Origin of the sequence: Methylosinus sp. Sm6 (assembly GCF_019802345.1) — a bacterium.
In the GTDB taxonomy this organism is placed as follows: domain Bacteria; phylum Pseudomonadota; class Alphaproteobacteria; order Rhizobiales; family Beijerinckiaceae; genus Methylosinus.
This window is the reverse complement of the sequence record NZ_JAINDZ010000011.1, coordinates 84,429-102,176: the sequence shown is the minus strand read 5'-3', so window position 1 is coordinate 102,176 and position 17,748 is coordinate 84,429. Positions and strand designations below refer to the sequence as shown.

Sequence of the window (17,748 nt, the reverse complement as noted above, 5' to 3'; positions counted from 1 at the left end):
CGCATTGGCGGCGACCGCCCTCGAGGGGGAGCGGGGAGGGGAGGGAACGTCAGAGACGATAGCGGATCTGGTCGGTCCAGAAACGCTCGAGGCGCGTCAGGGCCGTGTTGACGGTGCGGAATTCGGCGGACGACACGCCGCCGATCTGCTCGACCGTCGTCGCATGCTTGTCGTAGAGCGCGGCGACGATGTCGTGGACTTCCTTGCCCTTGGGCGTCAGGCTGATGCGCACCGAGCGACGGTCGATGCGCGAGCGGGCGTGGTGGAGATAGCCCATTTCGACGAGCTTCTTCACATTGTAGGAGACGTTGGAGCCGAGATAATAGCCGCGCGTGCGCAATTCGCTCGCGGTCAGCTCCTTGTCGCCGATATTGTAGAGCAGCAGGGCCTGCACCGAATTCACGTCGCCGCGATTGCGGCGATCGAACTCGTCCTTGATCACATCGAGCAGCCGCCGATGCAGGCGCTCGACCAAGGTCAGCGACTCGAGATAGATCGGCCGTATCTCGTTGATCTTGTCGGTGCGCGCCTGCGCCGCTTCGGTTTTCGACGCCGTATTCATGAACAAGCTCCGTCTCGTCTATTCACGCCGGATGTCGAGCTCCGGCCTATTCATGGGCGGACCGTAGCGGGCGCGAATGAAGACCGCTTTAAGCAACAGTCTGAATCCGCCGTTTACCTCCACTACCGCTCGCGCGGTAACGGCAGGGTAAATAGATTCGCTCGAATTTTCCGTATTTTGTGCTTATTTTGCGAGAGATGCGATCTACAGTCTGTCGAGCCGCGAAAATGTCTCGCGCAGGCGGCGCCGCCAGCGCTCGTGAAGCCGCTCCGCAGCCTCGATCTCGCCCGTGCGTCGTCGTCGCCGCTTGTCGCGCAGGCGTTGCGCCTCGTAGTCGCGGCCCGCTTCGAACGTCAAGAAAAAATAGAGGCCGATCAGCGTGAGATCGAATGCGACCAGCCAATAACCGCCGAAGAAGAAGCCCGGCGCTGTCGCGGTCATGAAGATTTGCGCGCTGGCGATGAGCAGCCACAGCACGCCGCCCCAGGGCGTCGCCAGCCACAGGCCGACGCCGGCGATGAGATCGAGCACGGCGAAGAACACGATCGCAACGGCGACATGCGTCGGCAGCGCGTCGAAGATCGGCTGCTGCGACATGAGCATGAGGCGCCATTGCATCAAGCCCTGCGCGAGCCAGAACAGCGCCATCACCCGCATGAACAGGGTGAGCATCTGGCCCCATCGCGTCGCTTCGCCGGACACGCTCGCCTCGCCGACGCGGATCGGCCGGTGCGGATCATCGTCGTCGTACAGCGAATGCTCGGTCAAGCGGGGACGCTCCTGCTATTCGAGCGGAACTCTCGAAGCGCGCTCCTTCTCCCGCTTTGCGGGAGAAGGTGGCCCGACGAAGTCGGGTCGGATGAGGGCCCTTTTCTGCGCGTTTGCGCGCCTCATCGCTACTGTCCGCGCTTCGGCCGCGTCGCGAAGCGCACGGCCTCTTCCGCGGCGCGGAACAGCGCCTTCGATTTATTCACCGTCTCGCGATGCTCATAGTCGGGATCGCTGTCGAAGACGACGCCGGCGCCCGCCTGCACATGCATCTTTCCGTCCTTCACGATCGCCGTGCGCAGAACGATGCAGGTGTCCATCTCGCCGCCCGCGCCGAAATAGCCGATGCAGCCGCCATAGGGCCCGCGCTTGTCCGTCTCCAATTCATCGATGATCTCCATCGCGCGCACTTTCGGCGCGCCGGAGACGGTGCCGGCTGGAAATCCCGCGGCGAGCGCGTCGATGCAGTCGCGCGATGCATCGAGCGCGCCTTCCACATTGGAGACGATGTGCATCACATGGCTGTAGCGCTCGATCGCGAAGCTCTCCGTCACATTCACCGTGCCGGTCGCGGCGACGCGGCCGACGTCGTTGCGTCCGAGATCGAGCAGCATCAGATGCTCGGCGCGCTCCTTCTCGTCGGCGAGGAGATCGTCGGCGAGGCGCTCGTCCTCGGCCTTGTCGGCGCTGCGCCAGCGCGTGCCGGCGATCGGGCGGATCGTCACCTTGCCCTCGCGCACGCGCACGAGAATCTCCGGCGACGAGCAGACGATCTGAAAGCCGCCGAAATCGAGGAAGCACAGAAAGGGCGCCGGATTGACGCGGCGCAGCGCGCGATAGAGCGCGAAGGCGGGCAGCGCGAACGGCGCGGTGAAGCGCTGCGACAGCACCACCTGAAAAATATCGCCGGCGCGGATGTAGGTCTTGGCGCGCTCGACCATTTCGAGGAAGCGCCCGGGCGCCGTGTTGGACACGGGCTGCTGCGCCAGCAGCAACGGATCGGCCTGCGTCTCGCGCTGCTCGAGCGGCGCCTCCAGAGTGGCGACGACGGCGTCGAGACGCGCGAGCGCGGCCTCATAGGCGATCTTCGCGGAGACGTCCGGCCGCGGACGCGCCGGCGTCACCACCATGATCTCGTCGCGCACCGTGTCGAACACGACCATCACCGTCGGGCGCAGCAGGATCGCGTCGGGAACGCCGAGCGCATCCGGCTTGGCCGGCGGCAGCCGCTCCATCAGCCGCACCGTGTCATAGCCGAGATAGCCGAACACGCCGGCCGCCATGGGCGGCAGATGCGCGGCCTGGTCGACCGTCGATTCCGCGATCAGCGCGCGCAGCGCGTCGAGCGGCGGCTCCGCGCAGGGCTCGAAGGCGCCGGGCTCGAAATCGGCGGGCGCGCGGCGGCTGATCGAGGCCTTGTCGCCGTCGATGCGCAACACGACGTCCGGATCGAGTCCGATCATCGAATAGCGGCCGCGCGCGGCGCCGCCCTCGACCGATTCGAGCAGGAAGGTGTTCGCCGGCCGATGGCGCGCGAGCTTCAGATAGGCGGAGACGGGCGTTTCGAGATCGGCGACGAGCCGCGTCGCGACGAGCGCGCCGCGCCCCGCCTCATGCGTCGCCGCGAAGCTCTCGAAGGACGGCTCGAACTGCGCCTCGCTCACTGGCTCTGATCTCCGCCGGTCGCCGCCTCGAGCGCCTTCTGATTGATGCTGACGTTGTAGATCTTCTCCAGCGCGCCGACATATTGCTCGAGGATGTCGTTGGTGAAGGCGGGCTTCAGCTGCTCCGCCGCCGCCTTGGCCTCGATGGAGGTCGCGTCATAGGGCTGCGTCGTCGCGCTCTCGACGACGAACACCAGCCGGCCGCCCTCGATCGCCGCCGATCCGGCGCCATGCGCCGGCGTGTCGAAGATCGCGATGATCGCGGCGTTGGGGATCGCCGGATTCGGCGCACGCTTCACCTCATTGGCGCGGCGGACCTCGGCGCCGGCGGATTTGGCGACCTCTGCGATCGGCTTGCCGCCGCGCAGCTCCGCCGCGAGCGCGTCCGCCTTGGCGGCGAGCGCCTTCTGCAGCCGCTCCTCGCGCACGGCAGTCTCGACGCTCGGCTTCGCCTCCTCGAAGCTGCGCTGACGCGCCGGCTCGACCTTGGCGACCTCGAACCAGAGATAGCCGCCGTCGCGCGTCGCCACCGTGTCATTGTCGACGCCGACGTCGGAGGCGAAAGCCGCCTTGAGCAGGTCCTCGGAGCCGAAGACGCCCGGGATCTCCTGGCCGGACTTGTCGCGGCCGCCGGCGTCGGTCGCCTCGACGGTCACGACCTCGAGACCGGCGCTCTCGGCGGCCTCGGCGAGCGCCTTGCCGCCGGTGCGCTGATCCTCGATCGCGTCATGGACCTTGCGGACTTGCGGCGCCGCGCGCTCGCGGGCGATCTCGCCGCGCAATTCGTCGCGCGTCTGCTCGAAGCTGCGCGAGATGACGCCCGGAATGATCTTCTCGATCTCGAGAATGGCGTAGCCGAAGGCGGTCTGCACGGGGCCGACGAAGCCGGGCTTGTCGGAGGCGAACACTCTGTCGGAGAGCTTGATCTCGCCGAGATCCTTGGCCTCGAGCAGGCCGAGGTCGATGTCCTTGGCGCCGAGCTTGCGCTCGGCGGCGAGCGCCTCGAAGGCGAGGCCGCCCTGCAGCCGCTGCAGCGCCGCCTCGGCCTCCTCCTTGGCGGCGAAGAGAAGCTGGCGCAGATGGCGCTTCTCGGGCGTGCCATAGCGCTTCGTCTTCACCTCGTCATAGAGCTTGCGCGCCTCCTCCTCGGAGACGTCCTGCGGCTTGGCGAGGCTCGCCGGCGTGGCGGCGAGAATGACGAGCTTGCGATATTCCTTGGCGCGGAAGCTCTGCTCGTGGTCGTCGAAATACGTCTTCAGCTCCTCCTCGGTCGGAGCGGCGATCTCGCCGGCGGCGGAGGCGGGCAGCTCGAAATAATCGACGTCGCGCGCCTCGTTGCGGAAGCGGTGCAGCGCCTCGAGCACCAGCTGCGGCGGCTCCAACGCGCCGACGACCGCATCGGTCAGCTCCTTGCGCACATAGCTGCCCTTCTGCTCGGCGAGGAAGCTGCGCTCGGTATAGCCCGCGTCGCGCAGGATGCCCTTGAAGCGGTCGGCGTCGAACTTGCCGCTCGGGCCCTTGAACACAGTCTCGTCGCGGGTCAGCTTCAGCACCTCGGGCTCGCCGATGGCGAGGCCGAGCGCGCGCGCCTTCTGGTCGAGCGTGAGCTCGGTGATCATCCGCTGCAGCACCTGCTCGTCGAGCCCGTAGCGGCGCGCCTCCTCATTGGTGATGGCGCGGCGGGCGCGCTGCTGGAGGCGGCGCAGCTCGTTCTGATAGGCGGCGCGATAGGCCTCGACCGAGACTTCACCCGAGCCGACCTTGGCGAGCCGCGCCGTCGAGAAGCCGCGGAACACGTCGCCTATGCCCCAGACGGCGAAGCTCAGGGCGATGAAGCCCATGACAATTCCGAGGATGATGCGGCCGATCCGATGTTGCGAGGCGGTGCGCAGGCCTTCCAGCATGACGTTCTCGTTTCCCTTGGGCTCGGCTGATCCGGCTCTTTCCTTCGCGTTCCGGCCGGAATTGGCGCGGACTATAGGTAGCGTCGCCTCCACTTGCAATCGCGCCGTCGCGGCCCGCTCGGGCGGCGCCGTGCCGGGCGAGCGTCGCCTCGCGCCGGAGGAACCCGAGCGGCGCCCGCACGTTTGAACGCCCTGGGGGGCGCCGCGGGCTCTCTCGTGGAGCTCGCGATCCGGAGTGTGCAGATGAACCTCATGAAGACACTGACGATCGGCGCGGCTGCGCTCGGTTGGCTCTCTCTTGCCGGCCAGGCCAGCGCAGCGTCGCCGAGCTCTCCGTCCAAAGAGGAGAAATATGCCGCCGCGACAAGCTACGAGAGCAGCGGACGCTCCTATCATCCGTCGAAGTCCGGCCGCTCGGCCTATGCGCCGCGCGGCATGGAGACGCGCTGCCAATCGAAAGGCGGCCGCCTCATTCACGAGAGAGGCGGCGACTGGCGCTGCGTGATGAGAGGCGGGCGCTCCGTCTATACGACCAAAGGGGGCCGCATTATTCACGCGCCGCCGCGAGGCCGGGAGATTTATCAGGAGCGAGGCGTGAAGGCCGGCCGCTCGGTCTATCAGCCCCGCAGCGGCCGATCGAACGAGATGCGCGAGCGACAGGGAAACCCGTCCGCGCAGGAGCGGTCCATCCGATCCCCGCGCGGCGCGGCGCCGCAGGGCGCGCAGCCGAGCCGCTGAACGCGGCGGTCTCGGAGCCCGGCTATCCGCCGGGCTCCACGCCAGAGATGCGGATGAGCTGCGGCGCGGGTCCTGGCCCAGCGCCGGCAGAGCGGCGTAACGCCCGCGTGTCGAGCGCAAAAGAAAAGCGCCCCTTTGGGGAGGGGCGCTCGACGTGTCGAATTGGCGGTCTGGTCAGGCGGCCTGCTGAATGGCGGAGAGCTTCCACGACTCCGGTCCGCGTCCCGCCGGCCGGCGGAAGGTCCAGACCTCGGTCGACTGCGTCGGCGTCGCATCGCCTCTCACTGCCTTGCCGGTGGCGCGGTCGACGAATTGGTCGACGAGCGCGAAGCGCATGGCGACGGTCGCATAGTCGTCGCCGCCCTCGCGCCAGGCCTCGGCGAGATCGCCTTGCAGCAGCTTGACGCCAGAAATCCGGTTCACCACCCCTTCGCGCGCATTGGACTTGAGGTCCTCGGCGAAATAGGAGGCCATTTCCGGCGTCGCCAGCTCGTCGAGCCGCGCCACATCCTCCCGGCTATAGGCCTCCTGAGTTTCGGCGAGCAGGCGCTCGAAGGCGGGAAAATCGGCCTGGCTCAGCGAGATCGGCGCGCTGCGCGGCGGCGCGGCGGAGCCGCCGCCCGCAACGCCCATGAAGCCGAAGCCCGCCGGCTGCGGGCCGGCGCCGCCCGCCCCGCCAAGGGCGCCGGCGAGCCGGCGTCCGGCGAACCATTGGAAGGCGAGACGCGCGAGAAAGAAGATCAGCGCCAGCTGCAGCAGCAGACCGAGCATCGACGCGAAGCCGCCGAGCCCGCCGAACAGGCCATGGCCCGACAGCATGCCGAACAGGCCGGCGCCGAGCAGCCCGCCGGCGAGGCCGCCGAGCAGTCCGCGTCCGAACGAGCCCATGCCCGACGCCGGCGCCGGGTTGAAGGCCGGACGGCTCGGGCCCTGCGTCGCCGCAGGCGGCGCCTCCATCGAGCGCTGCAGGGGCGCGGCGGGGCGGGGCGCGGTATTGGTGGCCGGCGGCGGCGAGAAGCTGCGCGAGCCGCGGCTTCCCGAGCTCATGCCGCCGCCCATCTTGGCCTCGCCGACCGCAGGCGCGAGCGCCAGCAGCGCGGCCAGAGCGAGCGCCGACAGGGATTTGGAGTGCGATGACCGCAACGACATATCTTTCCTCGAACGTGTCGCCCCGCGCAGAATCGCTCGGGCGCCGCTTATATAAGAACGCAGGGCCGGCCGGGCAAAGAGCCGGGCCGTGAGAAATCGCACGGAAGGATAGCGGAATCTTGAGGCCGACACTGACATTCGTGGTCGCGGCGGCGCGTAATGGCGTGATCGGAGCGAAGGGGCGCACGCCCTGGCGCCTGCCGAGCGATCTGAAGCGCTTCCGCGAGCTGACCTTGGGCAAGCCTGTGCTGATGGGCCGCCGCACCTTCGATTCGATCGGCCGCATCCTGCCCGGGCGCGAGACGGTGGCGCTCTCGCGCGACCCCTCCTTCCGGCCGGCCGGCGTCCATCTGGCGCGGACCGAGGAGGAGGCGCTGGGCTGCGCCGAATCGCTGGCGGCGGCGATGGGCGTCGACGAGGCGGCGATCATCGGCGGAGCGGAGATCTTCGCGGCCTTCCTGCCCCTGGCCGATGTGATCCATCTGACCGAGGTGGCGCTGACGGTCGACGGCGACGCGGTGTTTCCGGCTCTCGACCCGCGCGACTGGCGCGAGACCGAGCGCATTGCGCCTACCCGCGCCGCCGGGGACGAGGCGGACTTCGCCTTCGTGCGCCTCGAGCGGACGCGCGGCGGAAAGGCGCAAAGAGCTGTTGCAGGCGAGGAAGCGTGAAGCTATAAGCCCGTCACCAGCGGCGGCCGAAACGGTCCGCCTGTCGGAGTGTAGCGCAGCCTGGTAGCGCACCTCGTTCGGGACGAGGGGGTCGGAGGTTCGAATCCTCTCACTCCGACCATTTCCATTATGTTCCCCCTTGCTTTCCGCGCCAGCGATGGCCGCTATGACCTCGCCGCGTGAGCGGCCTGTTCGTCCCGCTCGCCGAACGGGCTTGATCGCCCTGCCGCCGAGAAGCTGGACGCGAAGGCGTAGCGGGGCCATATTTCAAAGCGCTCGGGAAAGGACACGTAATGGGCGCGGTCGCGTTCGACACTCCGAAATTCGCCCGCAAGCTCGAGGCCGGCGGATTCACGCAGGCTCAGGCGACGGCGGCCGCCGAAGCATTCGCCGACGCTACGAGCCAGGAACTCGCGACGAAGTCCGACCTTGCCGCGATGAAGGCCGAATTGAAGGCCGATATCGAACTCGTGAAGCGCGATCTCAAAATCTGGTTCGGCTCGGTCATGGTCGTCGCCGTCATCCTCGCCGCGATCCGTTACCTGCCGGCTGGTCATTGACCCGCCCGTGACCTTCGAGCCGCCGAAGGCGCGGCTGGGCCTTTCGGAATGCTCTGGCGACGACAGGGCAATGAGCGGCGTGGGCCGTCTGGACGCGGAAGCGGAGCCGCGCCATATTGCGGGCGCGCCAAGAGAGGAAAGCCGTGACAGCCGTCGCCTTCGACACATTGAAATTTGTCGAGAAGCTCGAAGCCGCCGGGGTCTCTCAGGCGAAGGCGACTGCCGAAGCTTTCGCCGAGGCGACGAGCCAGGAACTGGTCACCAAAGCCGACCTTGCAGCGACGAAGGCCAAGCTGAAGGCCGATATCGCGACCGTACGGGCGGAACTTCGCGAGGTCGAGCTGCGCATGACGGTCAAGCTCGGCGGGCTGATCGTCGCCGCCGTCGGCGTCATCCTCGCCGCGAGCCGTCGGCTCCCCGCCGGCCATCCCTGAGATGGCAATTGCGAAGCCTCCTTTCGGCGTCCTCTCCTGCGAGCAGATCGCCGAGCTGAGCGCCGCCGGCGCTATTCTCTCGGCGCGGCCGATCGAACCCGGCCAGCGCCAGCCGGCGAGCCTCGATCTGCGCCTCGGCCCCAAGGCCCATCGCGTGCGCGCCAGCTTTCTGCCCGGCAAGGGCCGCGGCGTCGAGGCGCTGCTGGCCGAGCTCGCCTATGACGAGATCGCGCTCGACGGCCGCGGAGCCGTGCTCGAGCGCGGCTGCGTCTATGTGATCCCGCTGCAGGAGAGCCTCGCGTTGCCGCAGGACGTCTCCGCCGTCGCCAATCCCAAGAGCTCGACCGGCCGGCTCGACATCTTCACCCGCCTCATCACCGACGACACCGAAATCTTCGACCATGTCGTCGCCGGCTATCGCGGCCGCCTCTATGCGGAAGTCTCGCCGCGCAGCTTCAGCGTGCGCGTGCGCGAGGGCTCGCGGCTCGATCAGATGCGCTTTCGCCGCGGCGACCCGCGCGATCTCCTGCTCTCCGACGCCGCTCTCGCCGCCGAGCACGGCCGCGCGCCGCTCGTCGACGGCGACCTCACCTTGCGCGAAGGCGTGATCCTGCGCGTCGCGCTCGACGGCCTCGCCGGCGGCGTCGTCGGCTATCGCGCGCAAAAGCACGCCGATGTCGTCGACGTCGATCTCGTCGATCATTGCGCGATCGAGGACTATTGGGAGCGGCTGCCGATCCGCGCCAATCGCAAGCTCATTCTCGATCCGGACGAGTTCTACATCCTCGCCTCGCGCGAGCGGCTGCGCATTCCCGCGCATCTCTCGGCGGAGATGATGGCGATCGATCCGGCGATGGGCGAGTTCCGCGTGCATTACGCCGGCTTCTTCGACCCCGGCTTCGGCTGCGCGGCGCAGGGGCGGCCCGGCAGCCGCGCCGTGCTCGAGGTGCGCAGCCATGACGTGCCCTTCATTCTCGAGGACGGGCAGGTGATCGGCCGTCTCGTCTACGAGCCGATGGCGGCCGAGCCGAAGCGTCTCTACGGCGAGGCCGGCGTCTCCAATTACCAGGGCCAGGATCTGAAGCTCTCCAAGCATTTCAAGGCGCCATGAGTCGCGACGACGGGCCGCGACGACGGGCCGCGGCGACCGGCGTCGGAAAACGGCAATAATCCGATGAGATGAGAGGCCCCGGCCACAGCGGGCGATATATGTCCGGCGGGCTTCGGAGGCGGGCATGGGCGAAGGCGCGAGCGCTGCCGCGATCATCGACGAGACGGGTCTGCAGGCGCTGCTCGACGCATTGCGTGCGCGCGGCTTTTCGCTGCTCGGGCCGACCTTGCGCGACGGGGCGATCGTCTATGACGAGATCGACGGCGTCGCCGACCTGCCGCGCGGCTGTGGCGACGAGCAGGACGGCGGCCATTATCGCGTGACGCCGCGCGGCGACGACGCGCTGTTCGGCTACGCCGTCGGTCCGCAATCCTGGAAGCGCTTTCTGCATCCGCCGGTGCTGCGCCTGTGGCGCGCCCGGCGCGAGGGCGACGACATGCGCGTCGAGACGGATCCAGAGACGAGCGAGAAATACGCCTTCATCGGCGCGCGCTCATGCGAGCTGCACGCCATCGCCATTCAGGACCGCGTGCTGATCGGCGGCGAGCATGTCGATCCCCATTATCGCGCGCGGCGCGAGGGTGTGTTCGTCGTCGCGCTGAATTGCGGCGTCGCCGGCGGCGCCTGCTTCTGCGCGTCGATGAACACGGGGCCGAAGGCGACATTCGGCTATGATCTCGCTCTGACGGAGCTGATCGGCGACGGGCGCCATGAATTTCTCGTCGAGATCGGAACCGAGGCGGGCGGGGGGCTGCTGGGCGCCCTGCCGCATCGCGGCGCGAGCGCGAGCGAGATCGCCGCGGCGCAGGCCGTCGTCGAGCATACGGCGGCGACTATGGGTCGCGAAATGCAGCCGGATGTCGCGGCGCTGCTCGCGCGCAATCTCGAGCATCCGCGCTGGGACGAGGTCGCGACGCGCTGCCTCGCCTGCACCAATTGCACGATGGTTTGTCCCACCTGCTTCTGCACCTCGGTCGAGGATACGAGCGATCTCGAAGGGCGCGAGAGCGCGCGCGCGCGGCGCTGGGATTCCTGCTTCACACTGGATTTTTCTTATATTCACGGCGGCAGCGTGCGCAGCAGCGCGAAGTCGCGCTATCGTCAATGGATGACGCATAAGCTCTCGACCTGGCATGATCAGTTCGGCACGACGGGCTGTGTCGGCTGCGGGCGCTGCATCGTCTGGTGTCCGGTCGCCATCGACATCACCGAGGAGGCGCGCGCCATCGCCGAGAGCGAGGCGAAAGGAGGCGAGAGGTGATCGAAGGTCTCGAACATATCGTCGCGCAACACGCTTTCTTCGCCGGATTGGACGCGCCCTTCGTCGCGCTCGTCTGCGGCTGCGCGAAGAATATGCGCTTCGACGCGGGGACATATCTGTTCCGGGAAGGCGAGAGCGCCGACTGGTTCTATCTTTTGCGCGATGGCCGCGCCGCGCTCGAGCTGCGCGATCCGGCGCGCGGCGCCGTGACATTGCAGACGCTGGCGCAGGGCGAGGTCTGCGGCCTCTCCTGGCTCGTGCCGCCCTATCGCTGGAGCTATGACGCGCGCGCGCTGGAGAGCGTGCGCGCCATAGCGATCGACGCGGCGTGCCTGCGCCGCAAGAGCGAGGCCGATCCGCGCTTCGGCTATGAGATGATGAAGCGATTCATGCCGCCGCTGGTCGAGCGATTGCAGGCGGCGCGGCTGCAGATGATCGATGTCTATGGCGCCCATGGCTGATTATGATCCGATGATTCCGCGCGTCGCGCGCGTGCGCAAGACGCGGCGTGAGATCGCCGATGTGGCGACGCTGGAGATCGACGCCGGCGATTTTTCCTTCGCGCCCGGTCAATTCGACATGCTCACCGTCTTCGGCGTCGGCGAGGCGGCGATCAGCGTCAGCGGCGATCCGGCCGATCCCTCGCGGCTCGTTCACACGATTCGCGCCGTCGGCGCCGTGTCGCGCGCGCTCGTCGATTTGCATGTCGGCGCGCCGATCGGGCTGCGCGGGCCGTTCGGCCGCGGCTGGCCGATGCAGGAGGCGCGCGGCCGCGACGTCATCGTGGTCGCCGGCGGACTCGGCCTCGCGCCGCTGCGCCCAGCGCTCTATCGCCTGTTCGCCGAGCGCGAAAACTATGGCCGCGTCATTCTGCTCTATGGCGCGCGCAGCCCGCAGGATATTCTCTATCGCGACGAGCTCGAGCAATGGCGCGGACGGCTCGACGCCGAAGTCGAGGCGACGGTCGATCATGCGCGCGGCGAGTGGCGCGGCAATGTCGGCGTGGTGACGGGGCTCGTCGCGCGCGCAGCCTTCGACGCCCGCAACGCGCTCGCCATGCTCTGCGGGCCCGAGATCATGATGCGCTTCGTCGCCGACGCGCTCGGCGACAGAGGCGTGGCGCCGGAGCGCATCTATCTCTCCATGGAGCGCAATATGAAATGCGCGATCGGCTGGTGCGGCCATTGCCAGTTCGGGCCGGTGTTCATCTGCCGCGACGGGCCGGTGTTCAGCTATGCGCGATTGCGCGGGCTGCTGGCGACGAAGGAATTGTAAGATGAGCGCGCAGACGCCGAGGCCGCGGCTCGCGGTGTGGAAGTTCGCCTCCTGCGATGGCTGCCAGCTGACGCTTCTCGACTGCGAGGACGAGCTGCTCGGCATCGCGCAGGAGCTCGACATCGCCTATTTTCTCGAGGCGACGCGCGCGCCCATTCGCGGGACATACGATCTCTCGCTCGTTGAAGGCTCGATCACGACGCCGCATGACGCGGAACGCATACAGGATGTGCGTCGCCGCTCGCGCAGCCTCGTCACCATCGGCGCCTGCGCGACGTCGGGCGGCGTGCAGGCGCTGCGCAATTTCGCCGATGTGAAGGAATATGCGTCGATCGTCTATGCGCGCCCCGATTATATCCATACGCTCGCGACCTCGACGCCGATCGCCGATCATGTGAAGGTCGATTTCGAATTGCGCGGCTGTCCGATCGACAAGGGCCGGCTGATCGAGGTCATCTCGGCTTTTCTCATCGGCCGCAAGCCCGTGACGCCGGCCCATAGCGTGTGCCTGCAATGCAAGCTGAAGGGCAATGTCTGCGTGATGGTCGCGCATGGAACGCCCTGCCTCGGCCCCGTCACCCATGACGGCTGCGGCGCGCTCTGTCCCTCTTATGATCGCGGCTGCTATGGCTGCTTCGGTCCGATGGAGACGCCGAACGCGCCTTCGCTGAGCGGATGGCTGGCGCGGCTCGGCATGGACGAGCGCGATTTGCAGCGCGTCTATCGCACGTTCAACGCCAATGCCGAGCCCTTCCGCACGGAAAGCCAACGCCATGGGAAATAGGACCATAAAGGTCGGCGCGCTCGCCCGTGTCGAAGGGGAGGGCGGGCTCGAGATCGTCGTCCGCGACGGCGAGGTGAAGAGCGCGGCGCTGAACATATTCGAGCCGCCGCGCTTCTTCGAGGCGCTGCTGCGCGGGCGCGGTTTCGCCGAGGCGCCCGACATCACCGCGCGCATCTGCGGCATCTGCCCGGTCGCCTATCAGATGAGCGCGGTCCATGCGATGGAGGCGGCGCTCGGCGTCGAAGTCACGGGGCCGCTCGCCGATTTGCGCCGGCTGCTCTATTGCGGCGAATGGATCGAGAGCCACATGCTGCATGTGCATATGCTGCATGCGCCGGATTTTCTCGGCTATGCCGGCGGCGTCGAGATGGCGCGCGACCATGGCGACATCGTGCGGCGCGGCCTCGCGATCAAGAAGCTCGGCAATGCGATCATGACCCTGATCGGCGGCCGCGAGATTCATCCGATCAATGTGCGCGTCGGCGGCTTTTATCGCACGCCGCGCAAGCGTGAGCTCGCGACGCTCGTCGACGGGCTCGAGCGCGCGCGCGATGCGGCGCGGGAGGTCGTGCGCTTTGTCGGCGGCCTCGACTTTCCCGATTGCGAGCGCGATTACATTTTCGTGTCGCTGCGTCATCCCGGCGAATATCCGTTCACACGCGGTCGCATCGTCTCGAGCCGCGGACTCGACATCGACGCTTCGCAGTTCCAGGCTCATTTCGAGGAGTTTCACGTTCAGCGCTCGACGGCTCTTCATGCGCGGATGCGTCATGAGGGCGCGCCCTATCTCGTCGGCCCGCTCGCGCGCTATGCGCTGAATTTCGAGTCACTGTCGCCGCTCGCGCGGGAGGCCGCGCGAGAAGCGGGCCTCGGCCCCGTCTGCGCCAATCCATACAAGAGCATCATCGTGCGCTCGGTCGAGACGCTCTATGCGCTCGACGAGGCGCTGCGCCTCATTGCGCGTTACGAGGAGCCCGAGCATTGCGCCGTCGCCATCGAGCCGCGCGCCGGCGAGGGCGCGGCGGCGACCGAGGCGCCGCGCGGCATGCTGCATCATCGCTATCGTCTCGACGCGGACGGATCGATCGCCGAGGCCGTCATCACGCCGCCGACCTCGCAGAACCAGGGCATGATCGAGGACGATCTGAAGAGCCTCGTCGGGCGTTTTCTCGATCTCCCGGAGGAGGAGCTGCGTCATCGCTGCGAGCAGACGGTGCGCAATTACGATCCTTGCATCTCGTGCTCGACGCATTTCCTGCGGCTCGATCTGGATCGCGGCTGATGGCGCGCCTCATTCGATTTGAAGCGGGAAGCGAGCTTGAAGGCTCGCGGTCCAGGGAGCGCTCGAACCGCGAGCCTTCAGGCTCGCTTTACGAAGCGCGCGCCACGCGATGAACCGGCGCGTCGTCATCGGCGTCGGCAATCCACTTCGCGGCGACGACGGCGCCGGCCGCCGCGCTGCGGCGCTGTTGCGCGCGGCGTCGCCGCCGGATGTCGAGATTATCGGGCGCGACGGCGAGGCGACGGCGCTGCTCGAGGCGATGGATGGCGCCGAGCTGGCGATCTTCATCGACGCCTGTGCCTCGGGCGCTGCGCCCGGCGCCGTGCGGCGCTTCGACGTCGCGCGCGCGCCGCTGCCGCAGAACGAGTTCGGCGCTTCGAGCCATGGCCTCGGTCTCGCGACGGCGATCGAGCTCGCGCGCGCGCTGGGCGGCCTGCCGCGCGTCTGCGTCGTCTATGCGATCGAGGGCGAGAGCTTCACGCAGGGCGCGCCGCTGTCGCGCGCGGCGGAGGCGGGCGCGATCGAGGCGGCTCGGCTGGCGCTCGCTGAATTGCGAGCCTCTTAGGCTCGCGGTCCAGGATGCGCGCTTTGGACCGCGAGCCTAAGAGGCTCGCAACTCGCTCACGTCTCCGCCGGCGCCGCTTCGCCCGGAACGAATGCGTCGAACGCGGCCCAGAATTGCTCGCGCAATTCGTCTCGCTCCATCAGCAATTCGTGGCGCGCGCCGGGGATCGCGACGAGATTGCCGACCGGCAGGCGCCGCGCGAAGCGTTCGATGGCGCGCGAGGAGACGATGCGGTCGCGCCCGCAGGAGAAGATCAGCGCCGGCGCGCGAATGGCGCGCGCATATTCGGGCGCGGAAAATTGCTTCATCAGTCGGAAGGCCGCGTTGATCCAGCCGACTGTCGGATCGCCGACGGCGAGATTGGGCGCGACGGCCAGCGGCTCGGCGTTGCGCGCGAAGCGCGCGTGGTCGGAGGTCAGCCGATTGCCTTCGAACGGCAGCTCGATCAGCGATCGGCCGTTGCCGCCCGGCACATACATGGCGCCGAGGCCGAACATGTCGAGCGTGTCGGCGAGCGCGCGCGCGCCCTTGGGAAAGCGCAGGCCCTCGATGTCGATCATCGGCGCGATCAGCGCGAGGCGCTCGAATGGCGAGCGCGCCGAATGGGCGCGGTCCAGCAGTATCGCCGCGCCCATGGAATGGGCGAGCGCATGCCAGGGACGCGGGCAGGACAGCGTCAGCGTCTCGCCGATGAATGCGTCGAGATCGCGCTGATAGAGCGCGAAATCGTCGATGTGGCCCTTGCGCGGATCGGCGAGGTCGCGCTCGGAGCCGCCCTGGCCGCGCCAGTCCATCGCCGCGACGTGATAGCCGCGCGCGAGCAATTCGCCGATCGTCTCGAAATATTTCTCGATGAACTCGGCCCGGCCCGGAAACAGCGCGACGGTTCCGCGCGCCTCGCCTTCGGTCGCGAAGGTCGCGACGCGCAAGACGCGCCCGTCCGCGGTGCGCACGGCGGAGGCCGAGCCGCGCGGCGGAACCGGATTATTCGGCGTTGCGACGAGCTCCATGAGCCTCTCCTGCGACCAGCCGCCCGCAGACGCCGGCGGCCGCGCCGATTCTCACGATGCCGCTTTATCGCATGGCGAGGCGAGCGGCCAAATCGAAATCGCCGCCGCTCAGGGGAACGTGTCCAGCTCTCGCTGGAGAGCGATGACGCAGCTCACCTCGACCTCGTCGCCGACCCCGACTTGCGCTTTTGCTCTCACCTCGCCTTTGATCGCGAGGAGGTAGGGCCCATCCTTCGAGGGGAACAACGTCGTTTTCCAGACGCTGGAGCCGAGCGTCGCGGTCACCGGCACAAAGCCATAGGCGGTGCGGCCGATGCGCTTTTCGTCCTTCAGCGATTTCGAATCGCCATCGCCGAGCGAAACGAAACACCAGCCGCCCTTGCCGGGATATTTCCAGATTTTTCCTCTCACGAGGATCTGCAGGCAATGTGACATTCGCAATTTCCACCGTTCATGCTCTTTGCGCGCATTATCGGCGAGAGGGCGCGGGCTTTGCAATCGCCGAGGCGGTCGCGGAGCCGCGGCTCGACCGTCAGCGACACGACGGACGCGCCGCCTTTCCCGCTCCGCGCCCCCGTGCCATAAGCCGCCGCATGTGGCGCGCGACCATCCTCACTCTGTTCCCCGAAATGTTCCCCGGACCGCTCGGGCTGTCCCTCGCCGGCGAGGGGCTCGCGCGCGGCGCCTGGGCGCTCGAGGCGCGCAATATTCGCGAACATGGGCTCGGGCGCCATCGCGCTGTCGACGATACGCCGGCCGGCGGCGGCCCCGGCATGGTCATGCGCGCCGACGTTCTCGCCGCCGCGGTCGACGCCGCCGCGCCGCCGGGCGACGCGCGTCCGCGCCTGCTGATGAGCCCGCGCGGCGCGCCTTTGACGCAGGCGCGGGTTCGGCGCCTCGTGGAAGGCGAGGGCGTCGTGATCCTCTGCGGGCGCTTCGAGGGCGTCGACGAGCGCATCATTGCGGCGCGCGCGCTCGAGGAAGTCTCGATCGGCGATTATGTGCTCTCGGGCGGTGAGATCGCGGCCATGGCGCTAATCGACGCCTGTGTGCGCCTGCTGCCCGGCATCATGGGCGAGGCGGCGTCGGGCGTCGAGGAGAGTTTTGAAGCGGGCCTCCTGGAATATCCGCAATATACGCGCCCGCGCGAATTCGAGGGGCGCGCCATTCCGGACATTCTGCTCTCCGGCGACCACGCCAAGATCGCCGAATGGCGGCGCGGACAGGCGCTCGAACTGACGCGTGAGCGGCGGCCGGATTTGCAGCCGCCGGACGACAAGAAACGGGGCTGACTGGTCGTGCTTCAGTTTGAATTTCGGTTTGGGGTGGAAAGCAGGCTTAGCGCAGCTGCGCCAACCAGATGGTGTGGCCGCCGCAATTCGGGTCTTCCGTCACATGCGCCACGACATCGAAGCCATTCGCATCGAGCAGCGCACGATACTCGGGGCCATCGAGGCTCGCGTGATAGAGCGGTTCGCCTTCGAGGCTGCCGATGGCCTCGCCGTGCGAAGGACCGCTCGTGAACATCAGGACGGCGCGTGGGGCGGAGTGCTCGCGGAACACGGGAAAAACGCCGCGCTGATCGGCGTGAGAAAGGTGGAAGAAGCTGTTCCACGCGAGCAGACCGTCGAAACGGCGACCAAGGCGCAGAGTCCGCATGTCGGCGACCTGCACGACATGACCGGGAAAATTATGCGTGAATAGAGCCGCCATTTCCGGGGAACTGTCCACGCCCGTGACCTCGACCCCACGCTCGATGAGGTGCCGCGCCATGGGTTCGCCGGCCCCGCACCCTATATCGACCACGGACGGCGCGGTCGGCAGGAGGCTGCAAAACCGATCGAGCCACGCGCCCTCGACGAGTCTCGCGCCCCGCGCTTTCGTCCAGGCGAGCGCGTGTCGTCGATAGAGGCCGATAATGTTTTTCGCCGCATCCATCGGATCGAAAGCCGAAATTCAAACTGAAGCGCTACCTGCCGACGCGATGCGAGCCTGACGGCCCGCCTCTCA

The 17,748-nt window shown here is 67.9% G+C and carries 20 protein-coding genes and 1 tRNA gene; 13 read left to right on the top strand and 8 right to left on the bottom strand.

The window, feature by feature from the left end:
• Window positions 1-49 precede the first annotated feature (49 nt).
• From ldtR to K3F48_RS09765, 4 genes are all read right to left on the bottom strand, one after another.
• Window positions 50-562, bottom strand: coding sequence for a transcriptional regulator LdtR (gene ldtR, locus K3F48_RS09780; protein ID WP_222575246.1), 513 nt, complete (start codon window positions 560-562; stop codon window positions 50-52).
• Between the two features lie 204 nt (window positions 563-766).
• Window positions 767-1,330: a DUF6163 family protein gene (locus tag K3F48_RS09775; protein WP_222575245.1), complete on the bottom strand. Its 564-nt coding sequence runs from the start codon at window positions 1,328-1,330 to the stop codon at window positions 767-769.
• A 128-nt stretch (window positions 1,331-1,458) separates the two neighbouring features.
• Complete coding sequence (trpE, locus tag K3F48_RS09770) at window positions 1,459-2,994, bottom strand: anthranilate synthase component I (protein WP_222575244.1); 1,536 nt, start codon at window positions 2,992-2,994, stop codon at window positions 1,459-1,461.
• The gene (locus tag K3F48_RS09765; protein WP_222575243.1) at window positions 2,991-4,898 is read right to left on the bottom strand and encodes a peptidylprolyl isomerase; all 1,908 of its coding nucleotides are present in this window, start codon (window positions 4,896-4,898) and stop codon (window positions 2,991-2,993) included. The genes trpE and K3F48_RS09765 overlap by 4 nt, the downstream gene beginning before the upstream one ends.
• 243 nt (window positions 4,899-5,141) lie before the next feature.
• On the opposite strand from K3F48_RS09765, the gene K3F48_RS09760 reads away from it, so the two are divergent.
• Window positions 5,142-5,636, top strand: a complete 495-nt coding sequence (locus K3F48_RS09760; RefSeq protein ID WP_222575242.1) for a hypothetical protein — start codon at window positions 5,142-5,144, stop codon at window positions 5,634-5,636.
• Between the two features lie 174 nt (window positions 5,637-5,810).
• Here the strand turns inward: K3F48_RS09760 and K3F48_RS09755 are convergent, their stop codons facing one another.
• Window positions 5,811-6,785 carry a Tim44 domain-containing protein gene (locus tag K3F48_RS09755; protein WP_222575241.1) on the bottom strand — a complete coding sequence of 325 codons (975 nt, stop codon included), beginning with the start codon at window positions 6,783-6,785 and terminating at the stop codon, window positions 5,811-5,813.
• 119 nt (window positions 6,786-6,904) lie between these two features.
• Here K3F48_RS09755 and K3F48_RS09750 point away from each other — a divergent pair, with 119 nt between their 5' ends.
• The 11 genes from K3F48_RS09750 (at window position 6,905) to K3F48_RS09700 (ending at window position 14,728) form a co-directional block, all read left to right on the top strand.
• Complete coding sequence (locus tag K3F48_RS09750) at window positions 6,905-7,456, top strand: dihydrofolate reductase (protein ID WP_222575240.1); 552 nt, start codon at window positions 6,905-6,907, stop codon at window positions 7,454-7,456.
• Between the two features lie 44 nt (window positions 7,457-7,500).
• Window positions 7,501-7,577 (top strand) — tRNA-Pro (locus K3F48_RS09745).
• A gap of 172 nt (window positions 7,578-7,749) precedes the next feature.
• Window positions 7,750-8,016 carry a DUF1640 domain-containing protein gene (locus K3F48_RS09740; protein WP_222575239.1) on the top strand — a complete coding sequence of 89 codons (267 nt, stop codon included), beginning with the start codon at window positions 7,750-7,752 and terminating at the stop codon, window positions 8,014-8,016.
• A 143-nt stretch (window positions 8,017-8,159) separates the two neighbouring features.
• On the top strand, window positions 8,160-8,450 hold the full coding sequence (locus tag K3F48_RS09735; protein ID WP_222575238.1) for a CCDC90 family protein: 291 nt from the start codon (window positions 8,160-8,162) through the stop codon (window positions 8,448-8,450).
• A 1-nt stretch (window position 8,451) separates the two neighbouring features.
• Complete coding sequence (locus K3F48_RS09730; protein WP_222575237.1) at window positions 8,452-9,561, top strand: 2'-deoxycytidine 5'-triphosphate deaminase; 1,110 nt, start codon at window positions 8,452-8,454, stop codon at window positions 9,559-9,561.
• A gap of 124 nt (window positions 9,562-9,685) precedes the next feature.
• Window positions 9,686-10,822, top strand: coding sequence for a 4Fe-4S dicluster domain-containing protein (locus tag K3F48_RS09725; protein ID WP_222575236.1), 1,137 nt, complete (start codon window positions 9,686-9,688; stop codon window positions 10,820-10,822).
• Window positions 10,819-11,283 carry a cyclic nucleotide-binding domain-containing protein gene (locus tag K3F48_RS09720; RefSeq protein ID WP_222575235.1) on the top strand — a complete coding sequence of 155 codons (465 nt, stop codon included), beginning with the start codon at window positions 10,819-10,821 and terminating at the stop codon, window positions 11,281-11,283. Before K3F48_RS09725 ends, K3F48_RS09720 begins: the two co-directional genes overlap by 4 nt.
• Window positions 11,267-12,097 (top strand): FAD/NAD(P)-binding protein, encoded by an 831-nt coding sequence (locus K3F48_RS09715; RefSeq protein WP_222575234.1) that lies wholly within the window; start codon window positions 11,267-11,269, stop codon window positions 12,095-12,097. Before K3F48_RS09720 ends, K3F48_RS09715 begins: the two co-directional genes overlap by 17 nt.
• A 1-nt stretch (window position 12,098) precedes the next feature.
• Window positions 12,099-12,881, top strand: coding sequence for an oxidoreductase (locus K3F48_RS09710; protein ID WP_222575233.1), 783 nt, complete (start codon window positions 12,099-12,101; stop codon window positions 12,879-12,881).
• A complete protein-coding gene (locus tag K3F48_RS09705) occupies window positions 12,871-14,163 on the top strand; it encodes a Ni/Fe hydrogenase subunit alpha (RefSeq protein ID WP_222575232.1) in 1,293 nt (430 codons plus the stop codon). The genes K3F48_RS09710 and K3F48_RS09705 overlap by 11 nt, the downstream gene beginning before the upstream one ends.
• 109 nt (window positions 14,164-14,272) lie before the next feature.
• Entirely contained in the window at window positions 14,273-14,728 is a 456-nt protein-coding gene (locus K3F48_RS09700; protein ID WP_222575231.1) for a hydrogenase maturation protease, read from the top strand.
• A gap of 56 nt (window positions 14,729-14,784) precedes the next feature.
• Here K3F48_RS09700 and K3F48_RS09695 read toward each other — a convergent pair whose 3' ends face one another.
• Together K3F48_RS09695 and K3F48_RS09690 are read right to left on the bottom strand one after the other, a co-directional pair.
• On the bottom strand, window positions 14,785-15,738 hold the full coding sequence (locus K3F48_RS09695) for an alpha/beta fold hydrolase (protein WP_222575230.1): 954 nt from the start codon (window positions 15,736-15,738) through the stop codon (window positions 14,785-14,787).
• A 108-nt stretch (window positions 15,739-15,846) separates the two neighbouring features.
• A complete protein-coding gene (locus K3F48_RS09690) occupies window positions 15,847-16,173 on the bottom strand; it encodes a DUF1905 domain-containing protein (protein ID WP_222575229.1) in 327 nt (108 codons plus the stop codon).
• 158 nt (window positions 16,174-16,331) lie between these two features.
• On the opposite strand from K3F48_RS09690, the gene trmD reads away from it, so the two are divergent.
• Window positions 16,332-17,030 (top strand): tRNA (guanosine(37)-N1)-methyltransferase TrmD, encoded by a 699-nt coding sequence (trmD, locus tag K3F48_RS09685; protein ID WP_222575228.1) that lies wholly within the window; start codon window positions 16,332-16,334, stop codon window positions 17,028-17,030.
• 46 nt (window positions 17,031-17,076) lie between these two features.
• Here trmD and K3F48_RS09680 read toward each other — a convergent pair whose 3' ends face one another.
• Window positions 17,077-17,676 carry a trans-aconitate 2-methyltransferase gene (locus K3F48_RS09680; protein WP_222575227.1) on the bottom strand — a complete coding sequence of 200 codons (600 nt, stop codon included), beginning with the start codon at window positions 17,674-17,676 and terminating at the stop codon, window positions 17,077-17,079.
• Window positions 17,677-17,748 lie beyond the last annotated feature (72 nt).